At 67.1% G+C, this 13,149-nt stretch carries 8 protein-coding genes; 5 read left to right on the top strand and 3 right to left on the bottom strand.

Features of this window, described 5'->3' with window-relative positions; genetic code table 11:
* The first annotated feature begins 12 nt into the window (after positions 1–12).
* Both N0K08_RS05025 and N0K08_RS05020 read left to right on the top strand, forming a co-directional pair.
* Positions 13–990, top strand: coding sequence for a FecR domain-containing protein (locus N0K08_RS05025; RefSeq protein WP_261498969.1), 978 nt, complete (start codon positions 13–15; stop codon positions 988–990).
* Positions 991–1,102: 112 nt separating this feature from the next.
* Positions 1,103–3,667 carry a TonB-dependent siderophore receptor gene (locus tag N0K08_RS05020; protein WP_261498968.1) on the top strand — a complete coding sequence of 855 codons (2,565 nt, stop codon included), beginning with the start codon at positions 1,103–1,105 and terminating at the stop codon, positions 3,665–3,667.
* Positions 3,668–3,827: 160 nt separating this feature from the next.
* Here N0K08_RS05020 and N0K08_RS05015 read toward each other — a convergent pair whose 3' ends face one another.
* The gene (locus N0K08_RS05015; protein WP_261498967.1) at positions 3,828–4,547 is read right to left on the bottom strand and encodes an ArsR/SmtB family transcription factor; all 720 of its coding nucleotides are present in this window, start codon (positions 4,545–4,547) and stop codon (positions 3,828–3,830) included.
* Positions 4,548–4,680: 133 nt separating this feature from the next.
* Between N0K08_RS05015 and N0K08_RS05010 the strand changes: the two genes are divergently transcribed.
* Positions 4,681–6,003: an MFS transporter gene (locus tag N0K08_RS05010; RefSeq protein ID WP_261498966.1), complete on the top strand. Its 1,323-nt coding sequence runs from the start codon at positions 4,681–4,683 to the stop codon at positions 6,001–6,003.
* 118 nt (positions 6,004–6,121) lie between these two features.
* Here the strand turns inward: N0K08_RS05010 and N0K08_RS05005 are convergent, their stop codons facing one another.
* Entirely contained in the window at positions 6,122–8,401 is a 2,280-nt protein-coding gene (locus N0K08_RS05005) for an ATP-dependent DNA helicase (RefSeq protein WP_261498965.1), read from the bottom strand.
* Positions 8,402–8,403: 2 nt separating this feature from the next.
* Positions 8,404–10,071: a VRR-NUC domain-containing protein gene (locus tag N0K08_RS05000; protein ID WP_261498964.1), complete on the bottom strand. Its 1,668-nt coding sequence runs from the start codon at positions 10,069–10,071 to the stop codon at positions 8,404–8,406.
* A gap of 510 nt (positions 10,072–10,581) precedes the next feature.
* Between N0K08_RS05000 and N0K08_RS04995 the strand changes: the two genes are divergently transcribed.
* On the top strand, positions 10,582–12,783 hold the full coding sequence (locus N0K08_RS04995) for a TonB-dependent siderophore receptor (RefSeq protein ID WP_261498963.1): 2,202 nt from the start codon (positions 10,582–10,584) through the stop codon (positions 12,781–12,783).
* An 86-nt stretch (positions 12,784–12,869) separates the two neighbouring features.
* Positions 12,870–13,148: a hypothetical protein gene (locus N0K08_RS04990; RefSeq protein WP_261498962.1), complete on the top strand. Its 279-nt coding sequence runs from the start codon at positions 12,870–12,872 to the stop codon at positions 13,146–13,148.
* Position 13,149: the final 1 nt, after the last annotated feature.

The raw sequence follows: 13,149 nt of genomic DNA, 5'->3' as shown, positions 1-13,149 counted from the left end.
GGTATGGAGGCGATGCCCGAATCGTGCGCTGACGGCGCTGGTGCTGTCGCGCTGGAAGTGGCCCGGCAGGCCGTGGATTGGTGGATGAAGCTGCGCGATGCGCCGGTGGCGGCGCGCCAGCAGGTGCAGGCGGACTTGCAGCGCTGGCGCGCGGCCAATCCCGCGCACGAGGCGGCCTGGCAGCGCATCGAATCCGTGGGCCAGCAGATGGCCGGCATTTCCCTGCCGCTGGCCCGGGCGGCGCTGGCCGGCCCGGATCAGGTGCGCAGGCGTCGCAGCGTGCAGCTGCTGGCGGGCCTGGTCGTGGCCGGCGGCAGCGTCGCGCTGCTGCGGCAATCGCCCGCCTGGCGCGCCTGGTCGGCCGACGCCGTGGCGGGCGTGGGTGAGCAGCGCCGGCTGTCCTTGCCCGACGGCGGCAGCGTGGTGCTCAACACCGCCAGCGCCATCAACATCCGCTACGACGGCGCGCAACGCGTGGTGCAACTGGTGCGCGGCGAGGTGCTGGTGCAGACCGCCGCCGATGCGCGGCAGCGGCCGTTCATCGTGCAGACCGCCCTGGGCGCGGTGCGCGCCATCGGCACGCGCTTCACGGTGCGCGCGCGCGACGCCGAGGTGAAGGTCGAAGTGCTGCAGGGCGCGGTGCTGCTGCAGCCCGACCAGGCGCCCGATGCGCGCCAGCTGTTGCAAGCGGGCGAAGAGGGCCGATTCACGCAGACACAGGCCCAGGTCCAGGGCCCGATCGGCGACGCCGCGGGCGCCTGGGCCGACGGCATGCTGGTGGTTTCGCGCATGCGGCTCGATGCTTTCCTGGCCGAGCTGGGCCGTTACCGGCGCGGGCATCTGGGCTGCGACCCGGTCGTGGCCCATTGGCTGGTGTCCGGCGCCTACCCGCTGGCCGACACCGACCGCGTGCTGGCGGCGCTGACTTCCTCGCTGGCGGTGCAAGTGCATTTCCTGTCGCGCTACTGGGTGACGGTGCGGCCGGCCTAGGCCCGCCGCGCAAATAAATGAACTGTTTTGGCGCGGTGGCTTGTCATCCAGACAAGGGGCGCACTGGCGTGCGCCGACCGCTTCATCACCATCCCCTTTCGCAAGGCTTTTTATGCGCTCCCAGACCGTGCAGCCGATTCCTTTGGCTTTTTCCTCCTATCCTGTGCCTGCGCGCCCCGGTCTTGCGCGACCCGGTCTTGCGCGACCCGGCCCGGTGGCCCTGGCGCTGCGGGTGCTGTGCGTGGGCACGCTGGCCAGCATGGCCGTGGCGGCCGTGCTGGCGCCGAACACGGTCTGGGCCCAGGCCGGCACTGCGCAAACTGCCGCGCAGCGCGCTTGGGCCATCCCGGCCGGCCCGCTGGAAACGGTGCTCAACCGCCTGGGACGTGAGGCGGGTGTGCTGCTGACGTTTGGCTCATCGGTCACCGACGGGCTGCGCAGCGGCGGCGTCAACGGCCAGTACACGGTGGCGCAGGCGCTGGAGCAGGCGCTGCAGGGGACGGAGCTGATGGCCGTGCCATCGGCCGGCGGCGGTTATGCGCTGCGCACCATGCCCACGGCCGCGCCTGCGCCGGGCGGCCCGGCGACCCTGGCTGCGGTGACCGTGACGGCCGCGGCGCACAGCGATGCGCGCACCGACGGCACGGGCACGTACACGGCCGGGCCGTCGGCATCGGCCACGGGGCTGAACCTGGCGCTGCGCGAGACGCCGCAGACGGTCACGGTGGTTTCCCGCCAGCAAATGGACGATCAGGGCAGCACCAGCGTGCGGGACGTGATGCAGCAGGCGGCGGGCATCACGGTGCAGAACTACGACAGCGAGCGCTGGGGCTTCAACGCGCGCGGCTTCGCACTCACCAACTTCCAGTACGACGGCATCACCAAGGACTACGACGGTGTCTACGATTGGGGCGCGACCAACAGCGACATGGCGATTTTCGACCGCGTCGAAATCGTCAAGGGCGCGACCGGACTGATGGGCGGCACGGGCGATCCGTCGGCCACGGTCAATTTCGTGCGCAAGCGGCCCACCGACCATTTCCAGGGCTCGGTCACGGCCAGCGCCGGATCGTGGAACAGCGCGCGCACCGAGCTCGATCTGTCGAGCCCGCTCAACGCCAGCGGCAGCGTGCGCGGCCGCTTCGTGGGCGCCTACCAGGACCGTGAATCCTTTCTCGACCACTACCGGCAAAAGAAGAGCGTGCTGTACGGCGTGGTCGAAGCCGACCTGACGCGCGACACGCGCCTGACCGTGGGCGCGGACTACCAGAACACCGATCCGCGCGGCTCGACCTGGACGGGTTTCCCCATGTTCTTCAGCGACGGCACGCGCACCGACTTCGACCGCTCGTTCAACCCCGCGACCACCTGGAGCCAGCGCAAGCTCGAGTCGCGCAACCTGTTTGCCACGCTGGAACAGCGCCTGGCGAACGACTGGAATTTCAAGCTCACCGCGAACAGCGAAAGCAGCAAGCACCGCTCGCTGCTGGGTTCGGCCAGCGGCGGCAACCCGGATGCGGTCACGGGAGAAGGCATGTTCTTCTTCATGGGCGACTTCCGCGGCAACCGCACGCAGAACACGCTCAACGCCAGCCTGTCCGGCCCTTACGAGCTGCTGGGCCGCAAGCACGAAGCCATGTTGGGCGCGAGCTGGTCGGACACGCAGACCGACGGCCCCTGGTCCGAATCCCTGTACCCCATGCTGCCCGGCAGCATCTTCGGCTGGACGGGCAATTACACCCAGCCGGCCTTTCCCCCGATCGCCGCGTATGACGAGAAGCGCCGCCAATCGGGCGTGTACGGCGCCACGCGCCTGCGGCCCACGGATGCGCTGTCGGTGATCGTGGGCGCGCGCGTCAGCCGCGTCGATGCCAGCGACTCCCGCGTCTACAGCGACGGCGTGACGCCTGCGCTCACCAGCAGCATGCGCTCACGCGGCGAGGTCACGCCCTACGCCGGCGTGGTCTACGACCTCAATGACAGCTATTCGGTCTACGGCAGCTACACCAGCATTTTTTCGCCGCAGACATCGCGCGACGCCAACCGGCAGTTCCTGCCTGAAGTCCAGGGCCGCAGCATCGAGGCCGGCATCAAGGGCGAGTTCCTCGATGGCCGCGTCAACGCCAGTCTGGCCGCTTTCCGCATCCAGCAGGACAACGTCGCCGAGTACGTTGATTTCGTCGACGGCGAATCGATCTACCGGGCCGTCAAGGGCGTGAGCAGCAAGGGCATAGAAGCCGAAGTCAGCGGTGAGCTGGCCGCGGGCTGGAACCTGCAGGCCGGCTATGCCTATGCCCATGTGCGCAACGCCGAGGGCAAAACTGTCTATGGCTCGACCCAGATGATGAGCCAGCCCGCGCACACGCTGCGGCTGTCGACGAGCTATCGCCTGCGCGGCGACTGGAACCCACTGACCGTGGGCGGCGGCGTTGCCTGGCAAAGCGCCACCGACGGCCGGGTCTGGAACCCGGTGGCGGGCGACTACGCGACCATCCGCCAGAAAGGCTACGCACTCGTGAGTCTGATGGCCCGCTACCAGTTCAGCAAGCAGCTGTCGGCAGCCATCCACGTCAAGAACCTGCTCGACACCAAGTACTACTCCGGCCTGGGCCTGTTCGAGACGGGCTTTTATGGCGAGCCGCGCAGCGTGACGCTGACCGCACGCTACACGTTCTGAGAACGCAGGGGGTCTCGGCGCTGACAGGAAACGATGCAGCTCGGGAGCGTAGCCCTTTGCCAGAGGGCTGCGGAACCGACAAGCATTGTTCGAATTTTGTCGTCGATCGGAAACCCCAAAGGCCTGGACGAGCCAGCATGTCTTGAGATGGAAAGTGCTGTCAGGCGATGTCCGTCACGCGATGCCAAACTTCCAGACCCAGGAGATTGCGGAAAGTGGTGGCTCCGACAGCCGAGATCGCCAAGGCCCGGCTTCCGGTCTTTCTGGTCAACCAGCCCTGGTCCAGGCAGTGGGTGCAGATCATCGCGCCGAGCCGGCCTGCAAGATGCGCCTTGCGCTCACTCCAGTCCAGACAGGGGCGGCAGCAAGGACGGCCACGCGTGGGCTGCTGCTGCGCTGCCTCAAGTGGGAGTCCCCAGCGCCCAAGAACCTCTGCGGCCCGGTCCGTGACCAGCCCGGCTTCGCCATCGAACACAATTGCCCGGTCCGCCAACAAGCTTTCGGCAATGGCCAGCCCGAGACGGCCGGCGATGTGGTCATAACAGATGCGGGCCATGCGCATGGTTTCATCTCGCGGGCCGGTCACGACCATGCGCGGGGCAGGCCGTTGCCCTGCGATCTGCATGATGCCTTCCAGCACCTTGGCGACCTCGCCCGATGCCAGCCGGTGGTATCTGTGCCGCCCCCGCTGTTCCACGCACATCAGTCCTGATTCCACCATTTGAGCCAGGTGGCGACTGCCTGTTTGGGGGGACACGTTCCCGGCCCTGGCCAGTTCCGTGGCCGTCAGCATGCGCCCGTCCATCAGCTGCAGCAGCATTGCGGCGCGCGTGGGTTCACCCACCAGGGATGCAATTCGGGCGATGTGGTTGGTATTCATGGGCTTGCCTTTGGTCCTAGGGTACGGCATACGGCCGAGCCAACGCTTCGTCCCACAGCGAAGTATCCAGGCAGGCCAGGCCTATAGCATCGAGCGCATCGCGGCACCCGTCGCCTTCAGAGCCCCTTGCGCCATGCCATCCTTAGTTGCCACGCAATCCTCCCGCTTCTACGGCAACAACGTCATTCGCGCCGCGTTTGTTCTTGCGCTGTTTGGTTGGGGGGTAGGGTTCTACGGCCCTCCGATCTTCCTGCATGCCGTTCTTGCGCGCACGGGGTGGCCGCTGCCACTGGTTTCTGCCGCTGTCACCTTCCACTTCCTGTTCGGTGCCGCTGTCGTTGCCTGCCTTCCCCGGATACACAGGCGCTGTGGAATCCCGGCGACAACCCTGATCGGCGCCATCCTGCTGGCCGCCGGGGTGCTCGGTTGGGCCGCGGCCGTGGAACCGTGGCAGCTGTTCGTCGCCGCCATGTTCACCGGTGGCGGTTGGGTGCCGCTGGGTGCGGCCGGCATCAATGCCATCATCTCGCCCTGGTTTGTCCAAAAGCGCCCGCTTGCCTTGGCCAAGGCCTACAACGGCGCCAGTGTCGGGGGCATGCTCTTCTCGCCGCTTTGGGCCGTCGCGATCGACCGCATGGGCTTTCCCGCCACGGCCATGATGGTGGGGCTGACGATGATCGCCGTGGTGCTGAGCATCGCCTGCCGTGAACTCGCCGGGACACCCGCTGGCGAAGGTCAAGCCGCAGATGGCCTGGCACAGGCTTGCGGCTCGGCCCCTGCAGTTCCTGCGGGCGCGGATGCCCAGGTCTGCCCGACGCTCTGGAAGGACCGCAGATTCCTGACCTTGGCCGCCGCGATGTCGCTGGGCCTGTTCGCTCAGATCGGATTGATCACCCAGCTCTTTTCCTTGATGGTGCCCAGCATGGGTCCCCGGCTGGCGGGTGGGATCATGGCACTGGCGACAGGCTGTGGCATGGGCGGGCGCTTGCTCATGGGGTGGCTGCTGGGCCGGTACGCCGACAGGCGCCGCGCCGCAGCCGCCAGTTACTCGGTACAGGCCGCAGGAACGCTTGCCTTGCTGATCGCCGGGCCTGAGCATTTCGCACTTCTTGTGCTGGGCGTCGTGCTTTTTGGGCTGGGTATCGGCAATGCCACGTCGCTGCCGCCGCTCATCGCGCAGGCGGACTTTGCGCCAGTCGATACGCCGCGCGTGGTGGCGCGGAGTGTGGCGCTGTCTCAAGCGCTCTATGCATTTGCACCCGCCGTGCTGGCAGGTTTGATGGTCGGTACTGCGCACGCAGCGCCATCGTTGGGCGCCACCACCGACGCCTATTTCATCGTGATCTTCTTGCTCCAGGCCTTGGCCGCGGCATGTGTGCTGAGCGGGAGTCGGCCAAGGGCCTTGCATTTGGCCAAGGCGGCCGGCGATGTGGCGGTAACTACCCGACGCGTCTGAACTTCCGGGTAGACAGTCAATGTGTTGACTCCACCGATTGCACCCGCAGCCCTCAGGGGAAGCGGGCTCTTTGCCGATGCCGGCATTCGGTGGTCGTGGCCTGCGCCCTTACAACCCCTCACCGCCACCAGGCGGGCATCAGGCTGGCGACTTCTTCGCGTGCGAAGCGGTCATCCATCAGGAACAAGGTGCCCGTGTCCTGTTCCGAACGGATGACCCGGCCCGCGGCTTGCACCACCTTGCGCAGGCCTGGAAAAAGGTAGGTGTAGTCGTAGCCCTTGCGGTGGCCGAAGCGCTGCTGCATGCAGCGTTTCATGCTTTCGTTGACGGGGTTGACCTGGGGCAGGCCCAGCGTGGCGATGAAGGCCCCGATCAGACGGTCGCCGGGCAGGTCTATGCCTTCGCCAAAGGCGCCGCCGAGCACGGCAAAGCCAATGCCCTGGCCGCCTTCGCGAAAGCGTTCGATGTACGCCTGGCGGCTGTCATCTCCCATGGCTCGCACCTGCCGCCAGACCGGCAGCGTGCCATCCTGCGCGCACAGCGCATCGGCCACACGTTCGAGGTAGTCGAAGCTGCTGAAGAAGCACAGGTAGTTGCCGGGGCGCCGGCGGAACTGCGCCGAGACCAACTGCACGATGCGCGCCACCGATGCTTCGCGGTCGTGGTAGCGCGTGGAAACGTCGCGCACGATATGCACCGCGAGCTGCTGGGCCTTGAACGGTGCCGGCACGTCGATCCAGGGCGTGTCCTCGGGCAGGCCCAGCGTGTCGCGGTAGAAGGCCGCGGGTCCCAGCGTGCCGGAAAACAGCACCGTCGCATGGGCCGCCGCATGGCGCGCTTGCAGGTGCGGCGCGGGAATCACATTGCGAATGCACAGCGTCGACGTGGGCCGCTTTCTGCCTTGCGGCGCGGTGAGCGTGACGTCGAACAAGGCATGTTCATCGAGTTTTTCCTCGAGCACGGAAAACTGCAGGGCGGCGAGATAAAAGCCCAGCACCGGGTCACCGGGCAGCATGGGGTTGTCGGCGTTGGCCTCGGCGATCAGGGACAGCGCTTTTTGCAGCGCGGCCATGAAGTCCAGCGGCACCTGGGCATGGCATTGGTAGGGCGCCTCCTGGCCCTCATGCAAGGCATTCCAGGCGCGGTTCAGGTTGTCCAGCGATTTGCGGATCCTGGTCTTGGCGTGCTTGCGCGCGGCCGCCAGCGCAGGCTGGGTCAGCTCGGCGGTGTACATGCTGCGCGCGCGGTCGACCAGGTTGTGCGCCTCGTCGACCAGAATGCCGACCTTCCACTGGTGGGCCTGGGTCAATGCATGCAGCATGGCCGCGCCGTCGTAGAAGTAGTTGTAGTCGCCAATGACGACATCGCTCCAGCGCGCCATCTCCTGCGTCAGGTAGTAGGGACAGACCGCATGCGCGAGCGCGATTTCGCGCAGGCGCGCACTGTCCCAGACGGTTTTCACGTTGAGCATCGCGGCGCGCGCCTGGGGCAGGCGGTCGTAAAAGCCCCGGGCCAGCGGGCAGGAATCGCCATGGCAGGCCTTGTCGCGGTGTTCGCAGCTTTTGTCGCGCGCCTGCAGCGTGAGCGCGCGCAGCGGTGCGGCGTCCGTGGCCTGCAGTTGCTGGTTGATCTGGCCCAGGGCCTGTGTCGCGAGGCCATGGCCTGTGCCCTTGGCCGTGAGAAAGAAAATCTTGTCCAGTCCTTGGTCGGGGCAGGCCTTGAGCATGGGGAACAGCGTGCCCATGGTCTTGCCTATGCCCGTCGGCGCCTGGGCCAGCAGACAGCTGCCGCCGGCAGGCGCGCGCGCCGTGCGGTAGACCGCGACGGACAGCTCGCGCTGGCCCGCACGGAAGGTCCCCAGCGGAAAGGCCAGCGCGGCCAGCGCCTGGTCGCGCGCGCGGCGGTGCGCATCCTCGCTGCGCGCCCAGTCGAGAAAGCGGGCGCATTGCGTGTCGAAGAAGCCCTGGAGGTCCGCGGCGTCGAGGGTCTCGACCAGAACGTCTTCCTTGTGGGTGCCGATGTGAAAGTAGACCAGCGCAATTTTCAGGCGCGGCAGCGCGCGTTGCGCGCACAGAAGATGCCCATAGATCTTGGCCTGGGCCCAGTGCAGGGCCCGGTGGTTGGCGCGGATCGCGCCCAGCTCGCCGCGGTAGGTCTTGATCTCTTCGAGCTGCTGGGCCACGGGGTCGTAGCCGTCCGCGCGTCCGCGCACCTGCAGCGTCTGGTAGACGCCTTGCAGGCTGATTTCCGCTTCGTACTCGGGGCCGCGGCGCGAGCGCACCAGCCCATGGCCTTCCATGCCTTGCAAGGCCGTGGGCGCGGGCGTGAAACGCAGGTCCAGATCGCCCTGCCTGGCGGTGAACTCGCACAGGGTGCGCACGGAGACGGTGCAGTCCATGGCTAGCCTGGCTCCGCGCTCTCGCGCCATTGCACATGGCATACGCTGACGGGAATGCCGTGGTCGCTGCAGTATTGCAGCCAGCGGATCTGGTTGTCCTGCAGCTTGTCGCCCGGCCCCTTGACTTCGACGAAGGCGTAGCGCTTTTCCGCGGGCCAGAACCGCACCAGGTCGGGAAGGCCGCTGCGGTTGGTCTTGACATCGGCGAGCAGGCGCTGGAACAGCCGTTTCAGATGCTCGGCCGGAATGCACTCCAGCGCCAGCGTGAGCAGTTCCGCGGACAGCATCTGCCAGAACACGAACGGCGACTGCACTCCCTGCTTGTCGGCATAGCGCTGCAGGATGGTGTGGCGGTAGCTGTCTGTATCGAGCTCGGCCAGGCAGGTGGCGAACTGCGCTTGCCTGCGGTCTGCGAAATCGGGCGCGCTCAGGTCGGCGGGCCCGCTCTGGAACGGGTGGAAGAACGCGCCTTGCAGCGGCGCGAAGACCGCGGGCCAGCACAGCAGGCCGAACAGCGAATTGACCAACGCGTTCTCGACGTAGAACACGGGGCTGGCGTCGCTGTGCCAATGCTGGCGCAGCGCAAACTCCACGCTCATGGCCGCCACCGGGCCTTCCAGCGCGATATCCGAGCGCATCTGCAGCAGCGCCTGGCCTGGGGGCGAACGCTTGCCGGCCTTGGTCTGCCCCGCATTGCGCAGCAGGCGCGGCAGCATGCGCTGCAGCTTTTGCGCTTCTTCATCGCTCTCGGGCGCCTGCCGCGCCAGCAAGGCCTGGTCCAGCGCTTCCTGGTGGCGCTCCAGGCGTTCCAGCACCCGGATCCGCCGGTGGCGCGCGCCCGGGTAAGTGCACAGCGCATAGGCCTGCAGCGCATCGGCCCAGTGCTGCTGGCGCTCGCAGGCATTGCCCAGGCGCAGCAGCAGCTTGGCCCGGCGTTTTTCGAGCCAGGCGTTGCTGCTCTGGCAGCCCGCGATCGCCTCCAGCATGGCGGCCGCATCCGCGCCCTCGTCCATCGCCTGGCGGCAGGCGTGCTGCGCGAGGTAGGCAGCGATGTCGCCGCGCGCCTGGAATGCGCGCGACGACGCATCGAACGCCACCGGCTCGTACTTGAACACTCCGAGGTCTGAGAGCACGAATTCCGACCAGTCCTGGTGGAGGTTGCCGAAGAACATCAGCCGCAGCCGCTCTATGCGTTCGGCGGCCATCACGCGCCAGACGGGCTCGGATGCCTGCGGATTCCATGCGGCGTAGGGCTGGGGCTGGGGCTGGGCATGCGTGCTGCCCAGCGTCTGCAGCCAGTCCGATTTGCGCGCGCCTTGGCTGCCGAGCGGGCCCGTAAACAATGCGGCCAGCTCAGCCTTGGTGTGCAGGTCGAACAGCTCGGCCAGCGACATGCTCGCCTGCGTGTTGAGCCAGCCCAAGGCCGTCAGGGCTTGCGCGGCGGCGCCGACGTCGGGGATTTCCGCATAGACCAGCTTCGAGGCCCGGAACCACGGGCCGCGGCGCATCAGCATGCGCACCAGCAGCGCCCGGGAAGGCGTGGGCAGGGCGGCGAACTGCACCAGAAATTGCTGCTCTTCGCTGTCCAGCAGGTCGCTGTAGCGCTGCGCGATCCAGGCGAGCGCGCGCTCGAAGTTGTGCAGATAGTAAAGGGGGTGGATGGCTGCCATGCTTCAAACATTCCATGCGAAGGCCTGCTCCGGGCGCGGCACGGCTGCGCTCGCGCAGGCAATGGCAAAACCTTGGGCCTCAAGCAGTGTGGACATGGCGATACTGTACATAAATACATATTTCCTCCGCGCGGGAGAATCCATGGACCTGGCTTTGCTACTTTGTCTGTAGCTGCGCGCGCCAGCGGACGCAGTGCCGGCCGTTTGGGAGCCCCGATGCGCTGCGCATCCATGTGACATTTCCGCTACAGCTGGAACAGAGCGCGGTGGTGCCTATAGAATTGCCTCTCACATGAGAATAGTATTAATTCCTATTCTCATGTAGTCTGCCAGCTACATACGGTTACCGCCGTTCAGCCACAGCATTCCTTGCCGCCCAGTCGGGTGTGCCGGGCCTGGCGGCTGCATGCCGTGGATGGCAGTGCGTCTTCGCAGGGCGCATCGCTGCACCCCAGGTCCCGCATGCCTTCGGTCGGGCGCTTTTCATGCTCCCTGCTCCCGAATTGCTTTATGCACCACCGTCCCCGTTTCTCCGGCAGCGCCACTGCCGCGGCTGCCTGCCTGGCATGCGTACTGCCCGGCATCACCTGGGCGCAAGACGCGCCCGCTTCCACCACGCTCGATGAAGTGCGCGTGACCGAAAAGGCCGCGCCCAACATCTACAGCGAGGCCAGCGACGCTTACGTTCCCCGGGGCGTGGAAGTGGGCAAGACGGCGCAGTCGCTGCGCGAAATTGCCCAGTCGGTCACCGTGATCACGCGCCAGCGCATGGACGACCAGGCGCTGCGTACGCTCGACGATGTGATGAACCAGACCACGGGCGTGACGCGCGAGGAGGGCTGGCTGGACACCACCTACCTGTCGCGTGGTCTGGCCATCACCAACATCCGCTATGACGGCGGCGCGGCCAGTTCCACGCGCTCGGGCAGCCGCAGTCAGGACATGGCCCAGTTCGACAGCGTGGCCTTGCTGCGCGGCGCCGACGGCCTGTTCGGCGCGGGCGAGGCTGGCGGCGTCATCAATTTCACCTACAAGCGCCCGCTGGCCAAGCGCCAGACCCAGGTGCTGCTGTCGGGCGGCAGTATGGCGAACTACCGCGCCGAGCTCGACACCACGGGCGCGCTCACCGCCGATGGCAGCATCCGCGGCCGGCTGGTGGCCGTGACCCACGACCGCAAGGAAATGGCCGAGCCTTCCCGGCTCAAGCGCCAGCTGCTGTACGGCACGCTGGAGTTCGATCTCGGTCCCGATACGCTGCTGACGCTGGGCTCGAGCTACCAGACCGATCGCAACACCGGCTTCAACGCCAGCCTGCCGCGCTATGCCGATGGCAGCGACATCGGCCTGCCGCGCAGCGCCAATATGGGCGCGCCCTGGAACTGGATAGAGCGCGAGAACACGGCGCTGTTCGCCAAGCTCGAACACCAGCTGTCGTCGGGCTGGCAGCTCAAGGCGCAGTTGCGCCAGACGCGGTTCAATGAAGGCGTCAACGGCGCCGAAATCGAAGGCGCGCCCGCGCCCGGCACCCTGGTCGGCACCGACTGGTGGATCAACCAGCGCAAGAACAAGGCGCGCGAAACCAGCCTGGACCTGAACGCCCAGGGCGGCTTCGATGCATTCGGCCGGCGCCACGATGTGATCGTTGGCGCCGACCTGCAGCGCACGCGCGATGTCAGTCGCAGCCTCTGGCCGCGCATCGGCCCCGCCAACGTGTTCGATCGCACGCCACCGGCCGATCCCGGCTATCCGCTCGGCGACTGGACTGACGGTGCGCAGACGAACACGCAGAAATCCGGCCTCTACGGCTCGGTGCGCCTGCGTCCGGCCGAGGACTGGGCGGTGATCCTGGGCGGCCGTTATACGCTGCAGGACCGCAGCACCACCAACGACATGGACGGCAGCCTGACGGCGAAAAGTCGCGAAGGCCATGTCTTCGTGCCCTATATCGGCCTGGTCCACGATCTGTCTCCCAGTACCAGCATCTACGCCAGCACGGCCGAGATCTACCAGTCGCAGGCCGGCAAGTTCTCCGCGCCGCTGCCGGGCACGCCGCTGGACCCGGTGCGCGGGCGCACCTACGAGCTGGGCATCAAGGGCGAATGGAGCCGCGACCTGCTGGCCAGCGCGGCGCTGTTCCGCACCGAGAAGAAGGGGGCTGCGGCCTTCGATCCGGCCTATCCCCAGACCGACTGGCGCGGCGGCTGCTGCTACTTCCGTGACGGTTACCAGCGCAGCCAGGGCCTGGACCTGGAACTGACGGGGCGCCTGACGCCCCAGCTGCAGGTGGCCATGGGCTACACCTTCAATGACAACGTGGACAAGCGCCAGGACGACGCGCGCTTCAGCAGCGTGACCCCGCGCCATCTGTTCAAGGCCTGGGGCGACTACCGCTTCGATGGCGATCTGCGCGGCTGGAGCCTGGGCGCTGGGGTGGTCGCGCAGGCTTCGCACTTCCGCGCTTCGGGCGTCAATGCCTACAACCCGGCGACGGGCCGCTATGACGGCGCCTGGACGGCCTACCAGTTCACTTCACCGGGCCACGCCGTCTGGTCGGCGCGCCTGGGCTATGCCATCGACAAGGACTGGAAGGTGGCGGTCAATGTCAGCAACCTGTTCGACAAGACCTACTACAGCACCGTGGGCTACGCGGGCTACGGCAATTTCTACGGGGAAAAGCGCGCGGTGGTGGTGACGCTCCAAGGGAGGTTCTGAGCACCTGGCCCTTTTTCCGTTTTCGATTGTCATACAGGGCAGGGGATGCCATTCCCTGCCTGCTTTCCTTTTTCTGTGGCCTTTGCATGAATCCTTTTTTCACCCATCACCCGGGCCTGGCGCTGCTGTCCCGCGTGCTTGCCGCCGTGCTGGGCGGCTACTTGCTGGCCAGCGCCTGGGCTGTTTTCTGCGGCCTGGTCTTTCCTGGTGGCGTCGAGGCGGTGCTGGCCGGCGTGCAGCTGTCCTTCGCCTGGTATGTGGCGGCCGTGGTCTGGGCTTTTTCTCCCGTGCCACTGGGCCGGGTCTGGCGCGGGCTGCTGGTTCCGGCGGTCGCCTTGCTCGCGCTGGCGCGCTGGGGAGGCTGAG

Source organism: Acidovorax bellezanensis (assembly GCF_025421555.1).
GTDB lineage: Bacteria > Pseudomonadota > Gammaproteobacteria > Burkholderiales > Burkholderiaceae_C > Comamonas > Comamonas bellezanensis.
Note: the sequence above shows the minus strand (reverse complement) of the source record. Positions and strands in the feature narration are given on the sequence as shown.

Excerpts from the sequence above, each read along its gene's own strand:
- N0K08_RS05025 (WP_261498969.1), top strand. The coding sequence starts at position 13 with ATGCCCGAATCGTGCGCTGACGGCGCTGGTGCTGTCGCGCTGGAAGTG.
- N0K08_RS05020 (WP_261498968.1), top strand. The coding sequence starts at position 1,103 with ATGCGCTCCCAGACCGTGCAGCCGATTCCTTTGGCTTTTTCCTCCTAT.
- N0K08_RS05015 (WP_261498967.1), bottom strand. The coding sequence starts at position 4,547 with ATGAATACCAACCACATCGCCCGAATTGCATCCCTGGTGGGTGAACCC.
- N0K08_RS05010 (WP_261498966.1), top strand. The coding sequence starts at position 4,681 with ATGCCATCCTTAGTTGCCACGCAATCCTCCCGCTTCTACGGCAACAAC.
- N0K08_RS05005 (WP_261498965.1), bottom strand. The coding sequence starts at position 8,401 with ATGGACTGCACCGTCTCCGTGCGCACCCTGTGCGAGTTCACCGCCAGG.
- N0K08_RS05000 (WP_261498964.1), bottom strand. The coding sequence starts at position 10,071 with ATGGCAGCCATCCACCCCCTTTACTATCTGCACAACTTCGAGCGCGCG.
- N0K08_RS04995 (WP_261498963.1), top strand. The coding sequence starts at position 10,582 with ATGCACCACCGTCCCCGTTTCTCCGGCAGCGCCACTGCCGCGGCTGCC.
- N0K08_RS04990 (WP_261498962.1), top strand. The coding sequence starts at position 12,870 with ATGAATCCTTTTTTCACCCATCACCCGGGCCTGGCGCTGCTGTCCCGC.